Source organism: Niveispirillum lacus, from assembly GCF_002251795.1.
Classification (GTDB): Bacteria; Pseudomonadota; Alphaproteobacteria; order Azospirillales; family Azospirillaceae; genus Niveispirillum; species Niveispirillum lacus.
The window spans coordinates 425,805-447,197 of record NZ_NOXU01000031.1; the positions used below are offsets into that span (position 1 = coordinate 425,805).

Here is a 21,393-nt window from a genome sequence, read left to right on the forward strand (position 1 = left end):
CGCATCATGCGGACCACCCTGATCCTTTCCGGCATCCTGCACCTGGCGGTCATCGTTCTGGCGCTGATCGGTCTGCCGCACCTCGTCAAGAAGCGGGAGGTAATCCAGCTTCAGGAGGTGCCGGTCGATGTGGTGGAGGTCGGACCCATGACCATCGCCAAGCTGGCCGAGCCGAACCCCAAGCCGTTGCCGCCGCCGCCCAAGCCCACCCCGCCGAAGCCGGAACCACCCCCGCCGCCGCAGCAGGCCAGGGAAGCGCCGCCGCCGCCGCCGGAAGTGAAGGTGCCCGAACCGCCCAAACAGGTGGCCGAGAAGCCGCCGGAGCCGGAGCCCCCCAAGCCCGAACCCAAGCCCGAGCCGCCGAAAAAGGAAGAGCCGAAGCCGGAACCGCCCAAAAAGGAGGAACCCAAGCCCAAGCCGCCCGAGCCGAAAAAGGAAGAGCCCAAACCCAAGAAAGAGGAGCCGAAGCCCAAGCCTCCGGAAAAGACCCTGGACAGCGTGCTGAAGAATGTCGCCAAGCTGAAGACCGATAGCCCGCCCTCCAAGGAGCCACCCAAGCCGGATGCACAGCCGCCGCAGCCATTGGCCGCGCGGACGGGCGAACGGCTGAGCATCAGTGAGGAAGACGCGCTGCGGCGCCAGATCCGCAACTGCTGGAATGTGCCGGTCGGGGCCAAGGGCATTGAAAACATGCAGGCGGAAATCCGGGTCTTGTTCGATGCCAGCCTGCGCGTCACAAATGTGCAGTATGTGTCGGGTACGGGTAATCCCAACACCGACCCGCATTTCAGGGCTTTTGTGGAATCCGCCTTACGGGCGCCGCTTTTGCCTGGGTGTAATACATTGAACATCCCGCGCGACAAGTACGGGGACAAAGGCTCCATCCTGATGAAGTTCAGCCCGAAGGATATGTTCTGATGCAAGCCAACGCTCTTTTCTCCACGGGCGGCTGGCGGGTCGTCGGCCGGTTCATCGCCCTGGTGGCGGTGGTGCTGGCTGCTGGCTTTGCCGCACCTGCCCGCGCCGAACTGGAGATCGACATCACGTCAGGCAATCCGCAGCCGATTCCCATCGCCATCACCAATTTCGCCGGCGACAACCCCAATGCCACGCAGATCGGCCAGAATATTGCCGGTGTCATTTCCGCCAATCTGGAACGGTCGGGTCTGTTCCGTCCGCTGGGACCCGCCAGGTTTGTGCAGACGCCAGACAGCCTGAAGACAGGTGTACGGTTTGCCGACTGGCGCCTCATCCAGGCCCAGGGACTGGTTACCGGGACGGTCAGCCAATCGCCCGACGGTCGCACCCGTATCGAGTTTCGCCTGTTCGACGTGACGGCCGGCCAGCAGGTCACCGGTCTGGCCTATACGGTTCAGGCCGATGGCTGGCGGCGAGTCGCCCATATCATTTCGGATGCGATCTATAAGCGCGTCACAGGCGAAGAAGGCTATTTCGATACGCGCATCGTCTATATCGCCGAGTCCGGTCCCGCATTGCAGCGCGTCAAGCAATTGGCGATCATGGACCAGGATGGTCAGAACCACCGTTTTCTGACCGACGGGCGTGTGCTGGTCCTGACCCCGCGTTTCTCACCCAGCACCCAGGAAATCACATATCTGAGCTACTTCAACAACAGGCCTCGTGTCTATTTGTTCAATATCGATACGGGCCGCCAGGAAGTGCTGGGTGATTTTCCGGGCATGACTTTTGCCCCGCGCTTCTCGCCCGATGGCAATAAGGTGATCATGTCGCTGGCCACGTCTGGCAACAGCGATATCTATACATTGGATCTGCGCACCCGCCGTCAGACGCAGTTGACGAACCATCCCGGCATCGACACCTCGCCCTCTTTTTCACCGGATGGCAGTCGAGTTGTGTTTGAAAGCGATCGCGGTGGAAGCCAGCAGCTGTATACGATGAATGCCGATGGCAGTGATGTGAAACGCATTACTTTCGGTCAAGGCCGCTATGGTACGCCCGTCTGGTCCCCGCGTGGTGACCTTATTGCCTTCACGCGACTGGCCGGCGACAAGTTCTATATCGGTGTCATTCGGCCCGATGGTACGGGTGAGCGACTTTTGACAGAGGCATACCATGTCGAAGGGCCGACCTGGGCGCCGAATGGCCGTGTGTTGATGTTCTTTAAGGAGCGGCCTTCTGGACAGGCAGGCAAACAGCGCCAGGCCAAGCTATACTCAATTGACTTGACAGGGTTTAATGAACGGCAGGTCTTAACGCCGACCGATGCTTCAGATCCTGCATGGTCGCCCTTGATTCCGTGAGTGCGTCACCCTATTTTCGCAACGCAAGAACAGCGCTCAAATCCGCCTGTGCTGAAGATCGCTTTAATGCGGCGGCTGGCTGTGGTTAACGCTGTTCCGTGGGGCAAACACACGCACTTCAACCTTAATCTCGATTTCCACCTAGGGGGTCTCTCAAATGCGCTTCAAGATCATCAGCCTCGTCGCTGTTGCCATGTTGGCTACCGCTTGCTCCAGCAAGCCGGAACAGACCGCGACCGCCACCACCGGCGGCACCGCCGCTCCGGCCCCGGCCGCCCCGGCCAAGCCCTCGGGCCCGGTCCCGGGCTCCGCTGAAGACTTCATCGTTAATGTCGGCGACCGCGTCTTCTTCGGCTTCGACAAGTTCGACCTGACCCCGGAAGCCACCGCTACCCTGGATCGTCAGGCCGCTTGGCTGAAGCAGTACAAGGCCGTGACCATCACCATCGAAGGTCATGCCGACGAGCGCGGCACCCGCGAGTACAACCTGGCGCTGGGTGAGCGTCGCGCCAACTCGGTCAAGAACTACCTGACCGCCCTGGGCGTCGAAGCTGCCCGCGTTCAGACCATCTCCTATGGCAAGGAGCGCCCGCAGGTCGTTGGTTCCAACGAAGCTGCCTGGACGCAGAACCGCCGTGGCGTGACCGTGATCAACTGATCACTGTCATCCGACAGGTTCGGGCGAGAGCCTGAGAGCGAAGCGCCGTCCGGGAGACCGGGCGGCGTTTTGTTTTGGGACCGCCCGTCACATGGTCAGCGCGCCGTCATGACCGATGCAGGGGCGTCGGTTGCGCGGGTGTTGTGTGCCATATTCACGCCTTATCGCCTGAGGACACTTTTCCCGTCCCTGCCGACGCGGTAGGGTCGCGCCATCGCAAACCCTGCCAATTGTGGTTCCTGATGATCCGCCCCCTGCGTTCCGCCAGCCCCTCTCCGCGCCGCTGCTTGACAGTGGCCGCCGTGGCGTTGGCCACCGTCCTTGGTGCAATGCCGGCCTGGGGCCAGTCCGATCCCCGTGATCTGGCCAACCGGCTGCAGCGACTGGAGAATGAGGTGCAGACGCTGAACCGCGAGGTTTATCGCGGTGGCGCCCGTCCGCCCGCCGTTGGCGGGGCGGCGCCGGTCATGGGCGGCAATGTGGCCGCGGACTTTGAGGTGCGCCTGCAGCGCCTGGAGTCGGAGATGCAGACCCTGACCGGCCGATATGAGGAGGCAACCTTCCAGGTCGCGCAGTTGCGCGAACAGCTTGCCAAGATGCAGCAGGATCTGGAGTTCCGCCTTGCCCGGTTGGAACAGGGGCAGGCGGGAGGGTTAACCGCCGCCGCGCCGACGCCGGGGGCCGAGCCGGCACCCGCTGCTGACACAGCCAGCAAACCGGCGGCCGCGCCGGTGGCAGCGGCCACCCCGCCCGCCCCGACCAATCTGCCCAGCGGGACGGTACAGGAACAGTATGATCTGGCGTTCAACCTGCTGCGAGAGGCGCAGTATGAGCGGGCCGAGACCGCCTTCAGCGCCTTCATCCAGGCCAATGCGGCCAGCTCCCTGGCCAGCAACGCCCAGTATTGGCTGGGCGAAACCTATTATGTGCGTGGCAAATACAAGGAAGCGGCCGTCGCCTTTGCCGAGGGCTATCAGAAATACCCCAAGAGCCAGAAGGCTCCCGACGCCTTGCTGAAGCTGTCGCTGTCTCTGTCGGCGATGAAGTCAAACGAGGACGCTTGCGCGGCTCTGACGGAACTGAACCGCGCCTACAGGGCGACCGCACCGCAGACGATTCTGCGTCGGGCTGAGGCTGAGCGGAACCGGCTGAAGTGCAAGTGAGCCCCCCCATCGAGCCGGTTGGTTTTGACCGGCTGATGCGGGGGGTGGGGCCGTTCGAGTCGGCCCCCCAGATCGCCGTCGGTGTCTCCGGTGGCGCCGACAGCGTGGCCCTGACCCTGTTGCTGGCCCGCTGGGTGGGTCAGCGCGGGGGCCGCCTTCTGGCGCTGACCGTTGATCATGGTTTGCGCGCCGACAGCCATGCCGAGGCCGCCAAGGTCGCCGCATGGATGGCAAATCTGGGTATCGAGCATCGAATTCTGCCCTGGGTAGGGGAGAAGCCCACAACCGGTATCCAGGCCGGCGCACGCCACGCACGTCTGCGCCTGCTGGCCGATGCGGCCGCAGCGCAGGGCATTCTGCATTTGGCGCTGGCCCACCATGCCGATGACCAGGCAGAGACGCATCGCCTGCGTGCCGACCGCGCCAGCGGGTCGCAAGGGCTTGCCGGCATGCCCGCAATCCGCGAGATGGACCATCTGCGGCTGATCCGGCCGCTTCTGCCGGTCGCCAAGGCGCGGCTGGTCGCCACCTGTCAGGCCTGGGGTCAGGCCTGGGTGGAGGACCCGTCTAACGGCAATCCGGCCTTTGCCCGCGCCCGGCTGCGCCTGTCGCAGTCGGTCGGCGCGAATGAGGCGCAGGCGGCCCAGACCGCCGCCACAGCGCGTGCGATCCTGGATGGGGATGTGGCGCGGTTGTTGGCCATGCATGCCCGGTTTCAGCCCGAAGGCTGGGTTGTGCTGAATCGGGCCTTGCTCGACGCCCCGAACGACCGGGTGCAGCCATTGGTCGCATCCCTGCTGCGCGCCGTGGGCGGGGCTGCTTATCCGCCATCGCCCGCTTCCATAGCGGATCTGCTCCAAGGCCTGCGCGAACAGCCCGATCGTGGGCGGACACTGGCCGGATGCCGCTTCATGCCACTGACCGATGGCTGGCGGCTGCTGCGGGAAGCACGTAACCTCCAGGGCCCTGCCCGGTTTCGTGGCGGCGGTACCCCGGTCACGTGGGACGGGCGATTCCGCTTGTCCGCCGAACGGGTTGGTGACTACAGCGTCCGTGCCCTGGATGATGCGTTATGGCGTCTGGCGCGGGCTGACCGTCCGGACCTGTCGCGGGTTGATATGCCGGCTTCCCTGCGCTGGACCCTGCCGGCAGTTCTGTCTGGGGACCGGCTTATCGCCATACCCCATCTGCTCTATACTGCCGCCGACATGCCCGATCCGGGTGTGTCCGTGGTGCCATTGGTATCGGTTCCGGCGGTTCCCGCACGGTTCGCTGTTGTCACCGCCGCAGATGACATTATCTAATGGGAGGAGTTCCACCGGGCCTGCCCGGGGGTGCGGTCGATGAAAGGTCAGGGCTGTGAATAATTTCGGTAAGAATCTGGCGCTGTGGCTGGTGATCGGGGTCCTGTTGATTGCCCTGTTCAACCTGTTCCAGACCTCCTCCACCCGCTCGTCGCAGTCTGGCATGGCCTACAGCGACCTGCTGGCCGAAGTGGCGCGGGGAACGGTGTCGGCGGTGACCATCAAGGGTGACCAAGTCACCGGCACGACCAATGATGGCCGCAGCTTCACCGTGACGGCGCCGCCGGGGTCCAATGTGGCCGACCGGCTGGTCGATAAGAATGTCCGGGTTGCCGTGGTCGCGGAGGATAACAGCCCGACGCTGTTCTCCATCCTTTTGTCCTGGTTCCCGATGCTGCTGCTGATCGGCGTGTGGATTTTCTTCATGCGCCAGATGCAAGGCGGGGGTGGCAAGGCCATGGGCTTCGGCAAGTCGCGTGCCCGTTTGCTGACCGAAAAGGTCGGTCGGGTTACGTTTGACGATGTCGCCGGCATCGACGAGGCCAAGCAGGAATTGGAAGAGGTCGTCGACTTCCTGAAAGATCCGCAGAAGTTCCAGCGCCTGGGCGGTAAAATTCCGAAAGGCGTGCTGCTGGTCGGCCCGCCGGGTACGGGTAAGACCCTCACCGCGCGTGCGGTGGCCGGTGAAGCCAATGTGCCCTTCTTCACCATCTCCGGTTCCGACTTTGTTGAAATGTTTGTGGGCGTGGGCGCAAGCCGCGTGCGCGACATGTTTGAGCAAGGGAAGAAGAACGCACCCTGCATCATCTTCATCGACGAAATCGACGCCGTCGGTCGCCACCGTGGCGCCGGCTTGGGCGGCGGCAATGATGAGCGTGAGCAGACGTTGAACCAGCTTCTGGTTGAGATGGACGGGTTTGAGGCAAATGAGGGTGTGATCCTGATTGCCGCCACCAACCGTCCCGACGTTCTGGACCCGGCCCTGCTGCGTCCCGGTCGTTTCGACCGTCAGGTGGTGGTGCCGAACCCCGACGTGCTGGGCCGTGAGAAGATCGTCAAGGTCCATATGCGCAAGGTGCCGCTGGCCCCCGATGTGGACCCCAAGGTGATCGCCCGTGGCACCCCTGGCTTCTCTGGCGCTGATCTGGCGAACCTCGTGAATGAGGCGGCGCTGCTGGCGGCCCGTGCCGGCAAGCGTGTGGTCGGCATGGCTGATTTCGAGTCCGCCAAGGACAAGGTCATGATGGGGGCGGAACGCCGTTCCATGGTGATGTCGGAGAAGGAAAAGAAGCTGACCGCCTATCATGAGGCTGGTCATGCGCTGGTTTCGCTGTGGGTGCCGGAATATGACCCGCTGCACAAGGTCACCATCATCCCGCGCGGGCGCGCCCTGGGCGTTACCATGAACCTGCCGGAACGTGACCGTACCAACTATACCAAGCGGGAGATGGAGTCGCGACTGGCCGTGCTGTTCGGCGGTCGCGTCGCCGAAGAGATCATCTTCGGGCCGGAGAACGTCACCACGGGCGCGTCGAGCGATATCCAGCAGGCCACCCGCTGGGCCCGTGCCATGGTGGCCGAGTATGGCATGTCCGACAAGCTGGGCCGTGTGCGGTACAACGCCAATGAACAGGAAGTGTTCCTTGGCCATTCCGTGGCGCAGCAGCAGAATGTGTCGGAAGCCACCGCGCAGTTGATCGATGAAGAAATCCGCCGTTTGATCGAGCAAGGTGAAAGCCTGGCCCGCAAGCTGCTGACCGAACGTCTGGACGATCTGCACAAGGTCTCCGAAGCGTTGCTGGAGTTTGAGACCCTGTCGGGCGAAGAAGTGAAGGCCATTCTGCGCGGTGAGCAGGTGGTCCGCACCGATCCGCCCGCCCCGCGCCCGCAGGCGCCGGAGCCGCCCAAATCCACTGGCCGCCGCGCTTCGGTCCCCACCTCGTCCAAGGACGGGATTGAGCCGGAGCCGCAGCCGGGCGTGTGACCCCGACTGTCGATAGCGGAGTGAACAGGCCCCCGGCGTGATCAGCGTCGGGGGTTTGTCGTTTTGAGGTTCAATCAGGTCGCCACTTGCTTGCCGCCCTGACGATGGTCCGGGAGGCCGCGATGGCGCGTTGTTTTTGGTTGAGGACCCATGCACTGCCCGCTTGCCCTTTTTTCCGGCCCCGCCGCTCGTGCGGCCCTGGCTCTGGGTATGGCCCGCCCGCTGGCCGGTAGTCCGCTGGCCTTCACGCTGGTGGAGACGGCGGCCGGCATTTTGCCGGCAACGGCGCTGCCGCTTGACCACCCGCTGACCATGCCGCGCAGCCCTTGGGCCGGGTTTGATCTGTCGCGGCCCCTCATCATGGGTATCGTCAATGTCACGCCTGATAGTTTTTCTGACGGGGGTGATCATGAAAATGCCGATGCCGCTATCGCCCATGGTCGCCGCCTGCTGGCGGAGGGGGCGGATATTCTGGATATCGGTGGCGAGTCGACCCGGCCAGGGGCAGCACCGGTGCCGGTAGCGGTAGAGATTGCGCGGGTCGTGCCCGTGATCCGGGCGCTGGCCGCAGAGGGGGCAGTCATCTCCATCGATACCCGCCATGCCGCCGTGATGCAGGCGGCGGCAGAGGCGGGGGCCAGGATTATCAATGATGTCACAGCGCTGACCGGCGACCCGGACAGCCTGTCGGTCGCCGCTGCAACGGGCCTGCCCGTCATCCTGATGCATATTCAAGGCGAGCCGCAGACCATGCAGGATGCCCCCCACTATGACGATGTCATCGGGGAGGTGCTGGCCTGGCTTGCGCAGCGTATTGACGCGGCGGTGGCGGCCGGCATTGGCCGGGACCGGATTGCCATCGATCCCGGTATCGGATTCGGCAAGGACCTGTCGCATAATGTCGCGCTGCTGGCCCGAACCGCCGCCCTGCACGGGCTGGGCTGTCCCCTGCTGATCGGGGTCAGCCGTAAACGTTTCATCGCGGCCTTGTCGGCCGGCGAGGCACCGAAGGACCGTGTGGCCGGGTCTATTGCCGCGGCCCTGCACAGCCTGGGTCAGGGCGCCCATATCCTGCGTGTGCATGACGTGGCCGCGACGATGCAGGCCGTCGCCGTGTGGCAGGCCTTGCAATCGGCGTGATATAGGTTCTGTCACAGTTTGATCAGCCGGCGTGGGGCCGGCTTTCCTGGGACGTATAGACATGTCGCGTAAATTGTTCGGCACGGATGGCATCCGCGGTACCGCCAATACCGAGCCGATGACGGCGGAGACGGCGTTGAAGGCGGCGATGGCCGCCGCCCTGCATTTCCGGCGCGGGGACCATCGCCATACCGTAGTGATCGCCAAGGACACCCGCTTGTCCGGCTATATGCTGGAGCCGGCCCTGACGGCGGGCTTTATCTCCATGGGCATGGATGTGATCCTGGTGGGGCCGCTGCCCACGCCGGCGGTGGCCATGCTGACCCGGTCCATGCGCGCCGATCTGGGCGTCATGCTGTCAGCCAGCCATAATCCGTTTCAGGACAATGGCATCAAGCTGTTCGGGCCGGACGGATACAAATTATCGGATGAGTTCGAGGCTGAGATTGAGGCGCGCATGGACCTGCCATTCGCGCCTGACCTGGCGGCCCCGCGCGATCTGGGCCGGGCGCAGCGCATGGAAGATGCGTCCGGCCGCTATATCGAAGTCGTGAAAAGCAGTTTCCCGCGTGCCCTGCGCCTCGACGGGATGAAGATCGTCGTCGATTGTGCCCATGGTGCCGCCTATAAGGTGGCGCCGCGGGTGCTGTATGAGTTGGGGGCCGAGGTCGTCACCCTGTTCAACCAGCCCAACGGCTTCAATATCAATGACAAATGCGGGGCCACCAGCCCGGCCGCCATGCGTGCGGCCGTGGTGGAACACAAGGCTGACCTGGGCATTGCGCTGGATGGTGACGCCGACCGCCTGATCCTGGCTGATGAGACGGGCACACAGATCGACGGTGATCAGATCATGGCCCTGATCGGCCAGAGCTGGGCCGAAAGCGGTCGGCTGCGCGGTGGCGGGGTGGTCGCCACGGTCATGTCCAACATGGGCATGGAACTGCATTTGAAAAAGCTGGGCCTGACCCTGGCGCGCACGGCGGTGGGCGACCGTTATGTGGTAGAGCATATGCGCGAGCATGGGTTCAATGTCGGCGGCGAACAGTCAGGCCATGTGGTCCTGCCTGACTTTGCCACCACCGGCGACGGGTTGCTGGCTGCGTTGCAGGTGCTGGCCTGCATCCGCAAGGCCGGCCGGCCCGCGTCGGAGGTGCTGCGTGTATTTCAACCGCTGCCGCAATTGCTGAAGAATGTGCGTTACGACGCCTCCACCGGCATCCGCCCGCTGGAGGCTGACAGCGTCATGGCGGCCATCCGCGCAGGTGAGGAGACACTGGCAGGTGTGGGCCGTGTCCTGATCCGCAAATCGGGTACCGAACCGCTGATCCGGGTGATGGCGGAGGGCGAGGATGATGGGCTGGTCAACCGTGTCGTCGATGATATCTGCGACGCGGTGCGGCGGGTGACCCATTCCGTGGCGGCGGAATAAAGGGGACGGTGATGAAGGGACGCGTTCTGGTCATTGCCGGGTCGGATTCCGGCGGTGGTGCTGGCATCCAGGCCGATATCAAGGCGGTCACGGCGCTGAACGGCTATGCCATGACGGCGATCACCGCGCTGACGGCACAGGATACCAAGGGGGTCCATGGCGTGCTGCCGGTCCCTATTGATTTCCTGGTGCAGCAGATCAGCTTGGTTCTGGCCGATATCGGGGCCGATGCCGTGAAGATTGGCATGTTGGCCACATCCGACATCATCAATGCGGTGGCCGATACCCTGGCAGAGGCCGCACCGGGGGTCGCCATTGTGGCGGATCCGGTGATGGTAGCCAAGGGCGGGCACCGACTGCTGGATCAGAGTGCCACTGGCGCCCTGATCCGCCGGCTTGTGCCGTTGGCCGCCATTGTCACACCCAATGTGCCAGAGGCGGAGGCCATGACCGGTATTGATATCCGCACTGTCGATGACATGCGCCGTGCCGGTCATGCCTTGCTGGAATATGGCGCCAAGGCCGTGCTGATGAAAGGCGGGCATATGGAGGGGCCGGTGCTGACCGACCTGCTGGTCACCCGCCATGGTGAGCAACTCTTCACCGGTGAGCGGGTGGAGACCAGGCATACCCACGGCACCGGCTGTACCTTGTCATCAGCCATTGCCACCGGTCTGGCGCAGGGCATGCCGGTGGCCGAGGCCGTGGCCCGTGCCCGTCGTTATGTCGATATCGCCATCCGCACAGCGCCTGGCTTTGGCCAGGGTCACGGGCCGTTGAATCATGCACACACTGTCGGGGATTTCGCATGAGCGGCTTTGATCCCAAACTTCTGAACGCATATCAGCAGACCCAATATGTTGCTCTGGACGGCAAGCGGACGGCCACGGCGCGGATCATGGCCGACCCCGGCGACATCGATGGGCTGCTGGAGAAGCGCGGGGCGGCGGAACTGGTGTTCATCACCGCCTGGAACCCGCGCAGCATACCCGCAACGCAGGCAGCCAATGAGGCGGCGCATGCCCGACTGATCGACATCCTGGAGGATGAAGACCTGGATTATGTGCCGGCGGAACTGCGCCCGGCGACCAAGGAATGGCCGGTGGAAAAGGGCGTCGCCATCTTTGACCTGGCGCCGTTTGATGCGCTGCAACTGGCGGAAATGCTCGGCCAATATGCCATTGTCTGGCAGGGCCAGGGCCAGCCGGCACAATTGCTGTTCACGCGGCTGGCCCTGGTGTAGCAGAGAACTCCTCACCCTGATCGACGGGCCTGCATCAGTGGGCCAGCAGCAAGGGCAGGCGGGTCTGATTCAACATGGCGCGGGTGACACCGCCCAGGATCAGTTCGCGCAGGCGTGAATGGCCATAACCGCCCATGACCAGAAGGTCGGCACCCACGGCGGTACAGGCATCCTGAAGCTGCTGCGCGACACCGCCCGTACCGGAGAGTTTGTGATACTGGGCCGGGATATTGTGCCAGGCCAGATAGTCGACGACCGCGGCAACGTCATCGGCATCGGTACGCATTGTATCGACACCCAGCACATGAACCGCGTCCGCCCCCGCCAGAAGCGGCATGGCCAGGGCCAGGGCGCGTGCCGACTGCGTGCGACCGTTCCAGGCGATGGCGACAACACGGCCCAACATGCCGGGCGGAGTTTCCGGTGCGACCAGCAGCGGACGACCCCCTTCCAGCAGGGCAGCTTCCAGCCCGACCAGGACGGCGGTGCGATCTTCGTTGGCGACCGAGGGGAAGACGGTCAGGTCGGACAAGCGCGCCGCGGCCGCCATCACATCCTCCGTCACGCCAGCGGCCTCAGCAAAGAAACCGCTGACCCGATCGCTGCCGGGCGGGCGCTCACACCAGACACCGCCAGCGGCAGCCAGTGCCCGGTCCAGATGGTCGCGCGCCTTGGTGGCATGGTTCCTGTTTTCCTGCTCCAGCGATTTCATCAGATCCTGGATCAGGGCTCCCGACAGGCCTTCACCCACCATCGGCATCACGTCGCGTGGATCGGCGCGCAGATACAGTGCTTCGACATTGCCCTTGGCGGGGGCGGCCAACAGCAGCGCCGCCGTCAGGGCCGCGGCATCGCGGGTGCCGCCGGTGACAAAACAAGTGATCTTGCGAAAAGCCATGACCGGTCCCCTTTCAGCCGTTTCGCGGCCATTGCCGCCTGGAAACGCATCCTTGACCCAGCATCACGCCAGAGGCCGGTCGGGAGCATTGACATGGATCACCCGACCGGATTTCCATGATAACAGATTGGCGGAAAAAATGTCGGGCCCCTTAGGCAGACGATCAATGTCCGATCTGTCTGCGGGCGATGGCGGTGGTTTCGTCTGCATCACCGCTGGCCGGGATCACCTCCCAACGCATGTCGCCAAGGTCATACGCGGCCTGTCGCCGCACCACCGCCGTGGTCGCGTCTGAGGCATCGCCACGTCTACGCGCCACGCGGGCCAGGGTCACGGCCTGATCGGCGACCAGCCACAGACCGGTGAAGGCGACACCTGCCGCCTGTGCCACTGCCTCCACAGCTTGGCGCTGGTCGGGTCGGGCATAGACCGCGTCGCAGATCACGCCATGATGCCCGTCCAGCACCAGACCAGCCCGACCCGCCAGTTCGGCATAGGTACGGCCGGTATGGTCGGGGCCATAGAAGCTTTCAGGCAGCGCCGTGTTGGCGTCCACACCCGCCAGCCATTTGCGCAGCATGTCCGACCGCAGGATCACCGCACCCGGCGCTGGTCCCAGGGTCGGGGCCAGCGCCCGCGCCAACGTCGTCTTGCCGGTGCCCGAAAGCCCGCCAATGGCCACCAGCGCCGGTGGCGATGGCGACAGAAGCCGGTTGGCAAGGTCGAGATAGGCGCAGGCCTCTACCCGCAGCAATGCGGCCTGTCCGGCATCAAGCTGGCCGAGTGCCGCCGATGCCGTCAGATGGGCGCGGATGCCGGCCCGGACCGACATAAACAAGGGCAGCAGCGCCAGACCCGCAAGATCGCCGGTAATGTCCAGATACGCGTTGAACAGGATGTTGGCCAGACGGCGTAACCGGCGATGTTCCAGATCCATCAACAGAAAGGCCAGATCATAGAGGACATCGGTCACCGCGATGCGGTCGCCGAATTCGACACAGTCAAAGGGTACCGGCCTTCCATCCAGCATGACGATATTGCGGAGATGCAGATCGCCATGGCAGTGGCGGATATAGCCGGCATCACGGCGCCGGTCGATCAGTTCGGCCCCCGCCATCAGCGCCTGTTCCGTCGCGCGGTCCAGCCGTTCCACAGCATTGGCATCGAAAACCGGGCCGTGTCGGCGCATTTCACGGATGTTCGTACGGGCCAGATCAGCCATTTCCCCCGCGCCCGGCGCGTTGGGTCGCGGTTCGGCCATGTCATGGAAGTCGGCAATGGTGGCGGCCAGATCGCGCATGATGGCCGGCGACAGGATACCGTCCGCTGCCATCCGGTCCAGCAGGGCCGTCTGCGGGAACCGTCGCATGGTGACCAGATATTCCAGCACCGATGGGTCCGGCCCGCCATCGGGCGCCACCGGTGCCTGTTCCACCAAATGGATGCTGCCATCGCCTGAACGCACCAACCCGCCTACGCCCAAATAGAGATCAGGGGCCGTCCGTCGGTTCAGTGCCAGTTCCGCCTCGCAGGCGTTCAGACGCAGGGACAGGGTTGCGTAATCAAAAAACGGGTAGGTGACGGCCCGCTTCATTTTCCAGGCACGGTCACCGCTCATGAAGATGCGTGCGGCGTGGGTGTCGATCCGGTCGATGGTGACGCCGGCGGGCAGGCCATGGGTCGCGGCAGCGGACATCAGCGCAATAGCCTGCTGCTGCCCGCCTTCTCCCGGTTCGGTCACTTGTGTCGCCGGACTGCTGTGCATGCGCAACACCCTTGTCATGATCTGTCATGTAAGCGAATGACGTTACAAGTAATCTATCGCCTGTGGCTCGCACCTGCTTTATTCTATCTCTTCAAACTTAGCCGCGATGTGGACTGAATATGTCCGCTATACGCCTTTTGGTCGTTGACAGATGTAACGGAATTACCGCACCCTGCGACGCTGCGCCGCAATAGAGAGCGGCGATTCTGCTGACGATGGAAGCCCCCATGCCGCTGGACCCCGCCATGCCCCAAGCCGCCGCCCCGTCCGATCTGGAGTTCCTGGGTACGACTACGGCCAAGGGGGCATTGCTGTCCACCAAACAGACACGTTTCCCAGCGCCCAAGGCGTTGGATGCGCGCGCCTTGGCGGCCGATCTGATGGGCCAGCTTGACCGGTTCAGCGCCGAAGCCAAGATTGATCCTTTCGCCAACCCCGTCATGCTGCTGGCCCTTGATATCTCCCGCCGCGTGGCATCGGGCGAATTGTCGCCCGGCGCGTTGGAACAGTTGATCCAGTACCTGTCTGCCGAAGGTTTCCTGGCCCGGTCGGCGCGCCTGTCCAATTATCTGGGTGAGGCGTCGCCTGAAGCCAATGCCAGCCGCATGGAGGAGTTACTTGATGTTGCCGCCGCCGGCAGTGGTGGTGATCCGCTGACCTTCGAGGCGTTCCAGAAACTGGTCGAGAAGGAGGTGTTCGGTATCGTTATTACCGCGCATCCGACCTTTAATTTGGCCGGTGCGCAGATGACAATCATGGCCTGTCTGGCCACCGGGCGCGACCAGAATGGCAAGGTCCTGACACCGGAGGCACGCGAAGCGCTGATCCGGCAGATGGCGACGGCGGAACATGCGCCGGAAGACATGTCGCTGACCCGCGAACATGAACTGTCACTGGACGCCATCGCCAATATCCAGATTGCTATCCGGGCGCTGTATCGCGCCGTGCTGCGCGTGGGGCGGCGGCACTATCCGGAGCGCTGGACCGAACTGACGCCGCGCCTGCTGACGGTGGCGTCGTGGGTGGGTTACGATCTGGATGGGCGTTCCGACATTCGCTGGTCGGACACGCTGCATAAGCGCCTGATCGTGCAGCAGCGGCAATTGCGCTATTACCTATCCAATCTGCGGGATATCCGCGCCGGCGCCCCGTCGCTGGAAGATCTGCGCCACACGCTGGCCCTGATCGAAAGCCGGCTGGCCCTGGCGCTCAACCAGGTGACGGATGAGATTGCAGCCTTTGGCGGGTCGGAAGCGCAGGATCTGGACCATCTGCGCCGTATTGCCAAGCGCATGCATGAAGGGCTGCCCCTGCGGCTGGTCGATGCCACGGAAGCCATTGAATTTGTGAACCGGGGTATCCGTCTCTCCGCCGCCATCGACGGCGAGCAGGCGCTGGCCACCGTCGAGCAGCTTGCCGTGCTGCGCGCGGAGCTGGCGACCTTCGGTCTGGGGATGGCCCATACCCATGTCCGTCTGAACAGCACACAGGTCCATAACGCCATCCGCAAGGCCGTGGGTCTGGATAGTGCGGCGGATGATCCGCGTTACCGCCAATCTTACCTGTCCACCCTGACCGACCTCCTGGACAAGGTGGAGCCAGTCAATATCAACTTCGGTTCGGTCGTGGCCGAACGCACCAGCGCCAAGCGCCTGTTCATGGTCGTGGCGCAGATGCTGAAATATTCCGACGCCCGCACGCCCATCCGGTTCCTGATCGCCGAGAGCGAAAGCGCCTTCACAGTCCTGTCGGCCCTGTATTTCGCCAAGCTGTTCGGGGTTGAGGACCGCGTCGATATCAGCCCGCTCTTTGAGACCGAAAAGGCGCTGGAGACCGGCAGCCGCATCATCGAGCAATTGCTAGAGAATCCCCATTACCGCACTTATGTGCAGACGCGCGGGCGGCTTTGCATCCAGACCGGTTATTCCGATGCCGGTCGTTATCTGGGCCAGACGCCAGCCAGTGCGTCGATTGAGCGTCTGCGCCTGCGGGTGATGCGGTTGTTCACCCGCCATGCGCTGACCAATGTGCAACTGGTGATTTTTGACACGCACGGCGAAAGCATCGGCCGTGGCGGTCACCCGGCCGGCTTGCATAACCGTCTTGCCTATGTCAGCCCGCCGGCCACCCTGGCCTTTGCGGCCAAGCACAATATCGAGCTGAAGCAGGAAGTCAGCTTCCAGGGCGGCGACGGCTATACCTATTTCGTGACACCGGCCTCGGCCCTGGCCGTTGTTACCCGCATCCTGGAATATATGATCGGGACTGCCAAGCCCGACCTGGATCATGATGTCTTTTATGCCAAGGGCGATTATATCCGCGAATTCTTCACCACCGTGAAGACCTTCCAGGTCGGGTTGGTCGAAGACCCGAATTATGGTGAACTGCTGGCGGCCTTCGGCACCAACCTGCTGTTCCCCAGCGGCAGCCGCGCGATCAAACGCCAGCATGACAGCGCGCCCGACCCCGCGGCCCGTGTCATGGCCGGACAGTTCCGCGCCATCCCGCATAATGCAGTGCTGTTGCAGATGGGGCTGCCCGCCAATGTCTTGTCCGGTGTGGGCGAGGCGATCGACCGCGACCCTGAACAATTCCGCACCCTCTTTGCCACCTCCGCCCGGTTCCGGGAACTGATCGGCATTGTTGTCTATGGGGCGGCGGTGAGTTGTCCGGACGCGCTCAAGGCCTATGTCGACACGCTTGACCCCGGCCATTGGCTGACCCGGGCGGCGCGGGCTGAGAACCCCATGGAAGCCGATGATATGCGCCGCATTGCCGGCGTCCTGGAAGAAACCCCGACACAGGCGCGACTGGTGCGGATTTTCCGCAAGCTTTATCGTGATTACGGGGTGCTGCGACAGAATCTGGAACGGGCAGGGGCGGCGCCTAAGCCGAACCCGGAACTGGACCGGCATCTGGCGTTGCTGCACGCGGTACGCCTGTCCTTGATCCACCAGATCTATCGTCTGGCCGTGCATATTCCGGAATTCTCCAGCCAGCATTCGATCACCAACCAGCGGCTGGTCACGCGGCTGATGCATCTGGATGTGCCCTGGGCGCTGGAACAACTGGCCCGTATCTTTCCGGCGCGGACCGATGTCACGCTGGATGAAGGGTTCGGAGAAGTGGCAACCTATGTCAGTGACGAGAGCCAGGATTACAGCCAGGAAAACCAGAATATTTTCCGGCCCATCGCTTCGCTCTATGAACTGGTTCGCCGGACCAGCAACGCGCTGACCCAACGGATCGGCTTTTTCGGGTAACTGGCCAAGCCCTGAACAGATCAAGGGGGTGATGGTTGCTGCCGTCACCCCCTTTCTTCTGTCAGTCTCAAAGTCCCACATCCCGCTTCAAGTGTGGGGAAAGCCCGAGGCGGTACGCCTCACCAGCGAGCAATTCGGTCAACACCGACTGCAATTGTGCGGCCAGGCCCGATAGCGCCGTGGTCCGGCGCGAAGGCGGCGTAACGGGGTCGAGAGCCAGGGTCTGCGGCCGCAACGCGGCCCCATGGGCAAAGTTCAGCTTTTGCATTGTCAGGGTTCCTTTCCGAACCGCATGATCAGGGGTAGCTTTGTGTTGCTCTCCTTATCGCTCCTTTCCAGCCTGGACGACAAACGAGTAATCCCGATAGGATGCATTAACTGAGTTTGTGCATGAGGGTTTGTCATGGAGAAGCGCCTGCCGCCGCTGAATGCCCTGCGCGCCTTTGAGGCAGCCGCACGGCATCTGTCCTTCACCAAGGCGGCGGACGAGTTGGCCGTGACACAGGCGGCCGTTTCCTACCAAATCCGACAGTTGGAGGAGCATATCGGGCGTGAACTGTTCCGGCGCCTGACCCGGCGGCTGGAACTGACGCCGGCCGGTGTGGAAATGCAGGCGGCGGTCCAGGATGCGTTCGACCGTATCCGTGCCACACTGCACAAGCTGGCCGACGCGGCGGAGGATAAGGTGCTGTCGGTGACGACATTACCCACCTTCGCCTCGCATTGGCTGGTGCCGCGGATGGGGCATTTTCAGTTGCGCCGGCCCGATCTGGCGGTGCGGCTGGACAGCTCAATGGGGCTGGGTGATCTGAACCACCAATTTGATGTTGCGATCCGGTCGGGGTTGGGGCAGTGGCCGGGAACGGTGGCGGAACGGTTGGTCGAATATCGGCTGACCCCTGTGATCAGCCCCATTCTGGCCGATCGCCTGGGGGGTATTCGTCACCCGACCGACCTCGCCCGGCTGCCGCTGCTGGACTATAATGACCATGAGGATATCCGTTACTGGCACCAGTGGTTTGCCCTGGCCGGAGTGGCCGTGGACGGCCTGCGCAGCGGCCCGCAATATGACATGCAGGCCATCACCGGACAGGCGGCGGTCATGGGGCAGGGCGTGGCACTGGTGTGTCCGGCCTTTTTCGCCGCTGATATCGCTTCGGGCCGGCTGATCGTGCCATTTCCCGACCTGATCCTGGTGACGGACCGATCGTACTGGCTGGTCTGTGCGCAGCGGCGTGTTGATGAACCGAAGATCAAGGCCTTCCGCGACTGGATCCTGTCCGAGGTCAGTGCCTGTGAAGGGCAGTGCGGGGCGCTGGGCGGGTCGTTGAATGTGGGGCTAGCGGGGCCACGACGGTCGGCAATGGGCCACTGAGCATCAGTCGGTGCGGTGCCAGCCCATGCCAGCGGCGGCGCGGGCAGCCAGGATGCCGGCGAGGGCGCCCGCTGCCGCCGGCAGCAGCGCCACAGCCGCCGCAATCAGGCCGCGTTCCAGCACGGGCAGCGAACTGCCCGGCGGCGGATAGGCCATGAGATGGGCCAGCAGCACACCAACCGCCAGACCCAGAACACCCAGGGCGGCCAGACGCGGCAGGAACAAGGCCAGCAGGAAAGCAAAGGCGGCCAGCATGGCAAGCGTGCCCGCCAGCGTATCGGCGGTCAGGTCCCACAGCCCGGCCACCGCCCCCAGCAGGGCCGCCAGACTGGACAGGACCAGAATTTTCATCGTCACACTCATCGGCCGTCACCTTGCGAACATCAGGCACCGTGCGGTGTCCATGTCCGGCAAGATGGGGGCAGATTGCGGCGAAAGCCGGTCAAGCGCCGGGCGGTGGCGGGGCGGGCCGGCGGATTTGCCATGACCTGCCCCCTGCACCGGCGCTTGTCACAGGCTCATTCCGCCGCGACGATACCGCGAGAGGGCGGGGTGAACATGGCCACACGGGGGAGCGGCCGGTCACCGTGCAGGGCGCGGGACGCGTCGGCCGTGTCCATGGCAGCCCGGGTCAGTTCGGCATGTTCCCGGACCAGATTGCGCAGCACGGCCCAATGACGGCGGATGCTGTCTTCCACCTCCCGCAGGCGCATGTTGGGTTGGGCAGGTTCTGCCGTCAATGCGGCAAGAATTTCCGCAAGCCCGACATTTTCCTTGGCGTCATCCAGCATCCGCAGCCCGGCGGGCAACCCGTCAAAGCCGCCGGACGGCTTGCTTTCTTTGGTGCGCATGAAGGCAGCCGGTGCTTTGGCGGCTGTCGGGCGCTGTAGTCGGTCGTGCATGTAAGAGCCTCCCGGTCAAAAGGATGGGAGGGGATAAGCAAGCCATGTGCCGGTTTTTACAGGGAAAATTCTGCCGGGTGAACAGGGGCTCAACGCCGTCCGAACAGCCGCTCAATGTCGCCCAGCTTCAGTTCCACATAGGTCGGGCGCCCGTGGTTGCACTGACCGGAATGGGGTGTGGCTTCCATCTGGCGCAGCAACGCGTTCATTTCATCGACATTCAGGGGGCGGCCGGCCCGGACGCTGCCATGGCAGGCCATTCGCGAACAGATGGCGTCCAACCTTTCCTTCAGCGCATGGGCATCGCCCATCTCGGCCAGTTCGTCGGCAATATCCTTGATCAGGCCGCGCACATCGGCGCGCGCCCCCAGCATGGCCGGCACCTCCCGCACCACGATGGCACCCGATCCGAAACTTTCCAGGACCAGGCCCATGTCCGCCAGTTCGTAAGCGCGCTCTCCCACCCGTTCGGCATCGGCAGGGTCAAGTTCCACCACTTCGGGGATCAGCAGGCCCTGGCGCTTTACCCCACCGCCCAGCATCTCTTTCTTCATGCGCTCATAAACCAGCCGTTCATGGGCCGCGTGCTGGTCCACGATGACAATGCCGTTTTCCGTCTGCGCCACGATATAGGTCGCATGAAGCTGTGCGCGGGCAGCACCCAGGGGGAAGTGGGGCGAGGGGGCGGCGATGGACTCCGCTTGTTCGGCACGCGCGGCCGGAGCGAACGCGGGCGCGGGTGCCGCCATGGGCTGCGGCGCCTGGAACCGCCAGGCGGCCTCTGCCATTTCCCGGTTCACCGGCGGCGGTATGGGAGGCGTCTGGGCATAAGGCGGGACAGCGGTCGGCCGCTGCGGCTCCCACAGCAAGCTGGTCTGCGGGGCGATGCGCGGGGTCAGGCTGGCCAGCGTATCGGCGGCGACGGTTGTGCTGGCCCGATGGCCGGCGGCCGCGAGCGCATGTTTCAGCGCCCCGACAATCAGGCCCCGGATCAGCGCCTGGTCACGGAACCGGACCTCTGTTTTGGCTGGATGTACATTCACATCGACATCATGCGGGTCCAGCGACAAAAACAGGGCCAGAACCGGATGCCGGTCACGGGCCAGAAAATCGGCATAGGCCCCGCGCACCGCCCCCACCATCAGCCGGTCCTTCACGGGACGGCCATTCACGAACAGATACTGTCCGGCCGCCGTGGGCTTGTTATAGGTGGGCAGGCCGATATGGCCGACCAGCCGCACGCCCGCCCGTTCGGCATTGACCGGGATGGCATTGTCCTGAAACTCTCGTCCCAGGACAGCGCCTAGGCGGGACAGACGTGCCGCCTCTTCCTCGCCACTGTTGGCGGTCAGGCGGACAGGTGTGCGGCCCTCATCGGTGACCGTAAAGGCCACATGCGGATGGGCCATGGCCAGACGTTCCACCACATCCACCGCATGCTGGCTTTCGGTGCGACTGCCTTTGAGGAATTTCAGGCGGGCTGGGGTGGCAAAGAACAGGTCCCGCACCTCCACCCGCGTGCCCAGACCACCCGGAGCCGGACCAACAGGGTGTACAGTGCCACCTTCCACCAGGATGGCGCTGGCATGGTCGGCACTTTCCGTGCGGCTGGTGATGGTCAGTCGGCTGACGGCGCCGATGGAGGGCAGGGCCTCCCCCCGGAAACCCAGGGTGCGGATATCCGTCAGGTCGCCGTCGGGCAGCTTGGATGTGGCGTGCCGCTCCACGGCCAGGGCCAACTGCGCCGGGTCCATACCGCAACCATCATCAGCGACCGACAGCAGCGCCTTGCCACCATCGCGCAAGGTCACGTCGATGCGCCGTGCCCCGGCATCCAGCGCGTTTTCCACCAGCTCCTTCACGGCGGCGGCCGGACGCTCCACCACCTCGCCGGCGGCGATCTGGTTGACGAGATTATCGGGAAGGCGGCGGATGATCGGCATGGGATGGGTAATAGCACCAATGGGGGCCATGCGCCAAGACA

At 64.0% G+C, this 21,393-nt stretch carries 18 protein-coding genes; 12 read left to right on the top strand and 6 right to left on the bottom strand.

The features are described 5' to 3' along the window. The first annotated feature begins 6 nt into the window (after positions 1-6). The 10 genes from CHU95_RS17780 to CHU95_RS17825 all read left to right on the top strand — a co-directional run bounded on the left by CHU95_RS17780 (position 7) and on the right by CHU95_RS17825 (position 11,206). The gene (locus tag CHU95_RS17780) at positions 7-918 is read left to right on the top strand and encodes an energy transducer TonB (RefSeq protein WP_094457661.1); all 912 of its coding nucleotides are present in this window, start codon (positions 7-9) and stop codon (positions 916-918) included. Continuing rightward, the gene (gene tolB, locus CHU95_RS17785; RefSeq protein ID WP_094457662.1) at positions 918-2,282 is read left to right on the top strand and encodes a Tol-Pal system beta propeller repeat protein TolB; all 1,365 of its coding nucleotides are present in this window, start codon (positions 918-920) and stop codon (positions 2,280-2,282) included. The genes CHU95_RS17780 and tolB overlap by 1 nt, the downstream gene beginning before the upstream one ends. Before the next feature lie 157 nt (positions 2,283-2,439). Continuing rightward, positions 2,440-2,940 (top strand): peptidoglycan-associated lipoprotein Pal, encoded by a 501-nt coding sequence (pal, locus tag CHU95_RS17790; protein WP_094457663.1) that lies wholly within the window; start codon positions 2,440-2,442, stop codon positions 2,938-2,940. Between the two features lie 242 nt (positions 2,941-3,182). Next, positions 3,183-4,103, top strand: a complete 921-nt coding sequence (gene ybgF, locus CHU95_RS17795; protein WP_133065565.1) for a tol-pal system protein YbgF — start codon at positions 3,183-3,185, stop codon at positions 4,101-4,103. Next, positions 4,094-5,407: a tRNA lysidine(34) synthetase TilS gene (gene tilS, locus CHU95_RS17800; protein ID WP_207762535.1), complete on the top strand. Its 1,314-nt coding sequence runs from the start codon at positions 4,094-4,096 to the stop codon at positions 5,405-5,407. The genes ybgF and tilS overlap by 10 nt, the downstream gene beginning before the upstream one ends. A 55-nt stretch (positions 5,408-5,462) precedes the next feature. Further along, positions 5,463-7,391 (top strand): ATP-dependent zinc metalloprotease FtsH, encoded by a 1,929-nt coding sequence (ftsH, locus tag CHU95_RS17805; protein WP_094457666.1) that lies wholly within the window; start codon positions 5,463-5,465, stop codon positions 7,389-7,391. Positions 7,392-7,541: 150 nt separating this feature from the next. Next, positions 7,542-8,531 carry a dihydropteroate synthase gene (gene folP, locus CHU95_RS17810; RefSeq protein ID WP_094457667.1) on the top strand — a complete coding sequence of 330 codons (990 nt, stop codon included), beginning with the start codon at positions 7,542-7,544 and terminating at the stop codon, positions 8,529-8,531. A 61-nt stretch (positions 8,532-8,592) separates the two neighbouring features. After that, the gene (gene glmM, locus CHU95_RS17815; RefSeq protein ID WP_094457668.1) at positions 8,593-9,963 is read left to right on the top strand and encodes a phosphoglucosamine mutase; all 1,371 of its coding nucleotides are present in this window, start codon (positions 8,593-8,595) and stop codon (positions 9,961-9,963) included. Between the two features lie 11 nt (positions 9,964-9,974). Beyond that, entirely contained in the window at positions 9,975-10,775 is an 801-nt protein-coding gene (gene thiD, locus CHU95_RS17820) for a bifunctional hydroxymethylpyrimidine kinase/phosphomethylpyrimidine kinase (RefSeq protein ID WP_094457669.1), read from the top strand. Then, positions 10,772-11,206 (top strand): DUF3293 domain-containing protein, encoded by a 435-nt coding sequence (locus CHU95_RS17825; RefSeq protein ID WP_094457670.1) that lies wholly within the window; start codon positions 10,772-10,774, stop codon positions 11,204-11,206. The genes thiD and CHU95_RS17825 overlap by 4 nt, the downstream gene beginning before the upstream one ends. Before the next feature lie 34 nt (positions 11,207-11,240). On the opposite strand, the gene CHU95_RS17830 is transcribed toward CHU95_RS17825, so the two are convergent. Beyond that, positions 11,241-12,104: a universal stress protein gene (locus CHU95_RS17830; RefSeq protein WP_094457671.1), complete on the bottom strand. Its 864-nt coding sequence runs from the start codon at positions 12,102-12,104 to the stop codon at positions 11,241-11,243. Between the two features lie 163 nt (positions 12,105-12,267). Further along, positions 12,268-13,869 (bottom strand): bifunctional aminoglycoside phosphotransferase/ATP-binding protein, encoded by a 1,602-nt coding sequence (locus CHU95_RS17835; RefSeq protein WP_245838378.1) that lies wholly within the window; start codon positions 13,867-13,869, stop codon positions 12,268-12,270. A 227-nt stretch (positions 13,870-14,096) separates the two neighbouring features. On the opposite strand from CHU95_RS17835, the gene CHU95_RS17840 reads away from it, so the two are divergent. Beyond that, positions 14,097-17,132 carry a phosphoenolpyruvate carboxylase gene (locus CHU95_RS17840; RefSeq protein ID WP_165772246.1) on the top strand — a complete coding sequence of 1,012 codons (3,036 nt, stop codon included), beginning with the start codon at positions 14,097-14,099 and terminating at the stop codon, positions 17,130-17,132. A 67-nt stretch (positions 17,133-17,199) separates the two neighbouring features. On the opposite strand, the gene CHU95_RS17845 is transcribed toward CHU95_RS17840, so the two are convergent. Further along, positions 17,200-17,400 carry a hypothetical protein gene (locus tag CHU95_RS17845; protein WP_094457673.1) on the bottom strand — a complete coding sequence of 67 codons (201 nt, stop codon included), beginning with the start codon at positions 17,398-17,400 and terminating at the stop codon, positions 17,200-17,202. Between the two features lie 135 nt (positions 17,401-17,535). On the opposite strand from CHU95_RS17845, the gene gcvA reads away from it, so the two are divergent. Beyond that, entirely contained in the window at positions 17,536-18,507 is a 972-nt protein-coding gene (gene gcvA, locus CHU95_RS17850) for a transcriptional regulator GcvA (RefSeq protein ID WP_094457674.1), read from the top strand. A gap of 3 nt (positions 18,508-18,510) precedes the next feature. Here the strand turns inward: gcvA and CHU95_RS17855 are convergent, their stop codons facing one another. The 3 genes from CHU95_RS17855 to mutL all read right to left on the bottom strand — a co-directional run bounded on the left by CHU95_RS17855 (position 18,511) and on the right by mutL (position 21,352). Then, positions 18,511-18,870 carry a hypothetical protein gene (locus tag CHU95_RS17855; protein WP_094457675.1) on the bottom strand — a complete coding sequence of 120 codons (360 nt, stop codon included), beginning with the start codon at positions 18,868-18,870 and terminating at the stop codon, positions 18,511-18,513. 155 nt (positions 18,871-19,025) lie between these two features. After that, a complete protein-coding gene (locus CHU95_RS17860) occupies positions 19,026-19,409 on the bottom strand; it encodes a hypothetical protein (protein WP_094457676.1) in 384 nt (127 codons plus the stop codon). An 89-nt stretch (positions 19,410-19,498) separates the two neighbouring features. Further along, positions 19,499-21,352: a DNA mismatch repair endonuclease MutL gene (gene mutL / locus CHU95_RS17865; RefSeq protein WP_094457977.1), complete on the bottom strand. Its 1,854-nt coding sequence runs from the start codon at positions 21,350-21,352 to the stop codon at positions 19,499-19,501. Positions 21,353-21,393: the final 41 nt, after the last annotated feature.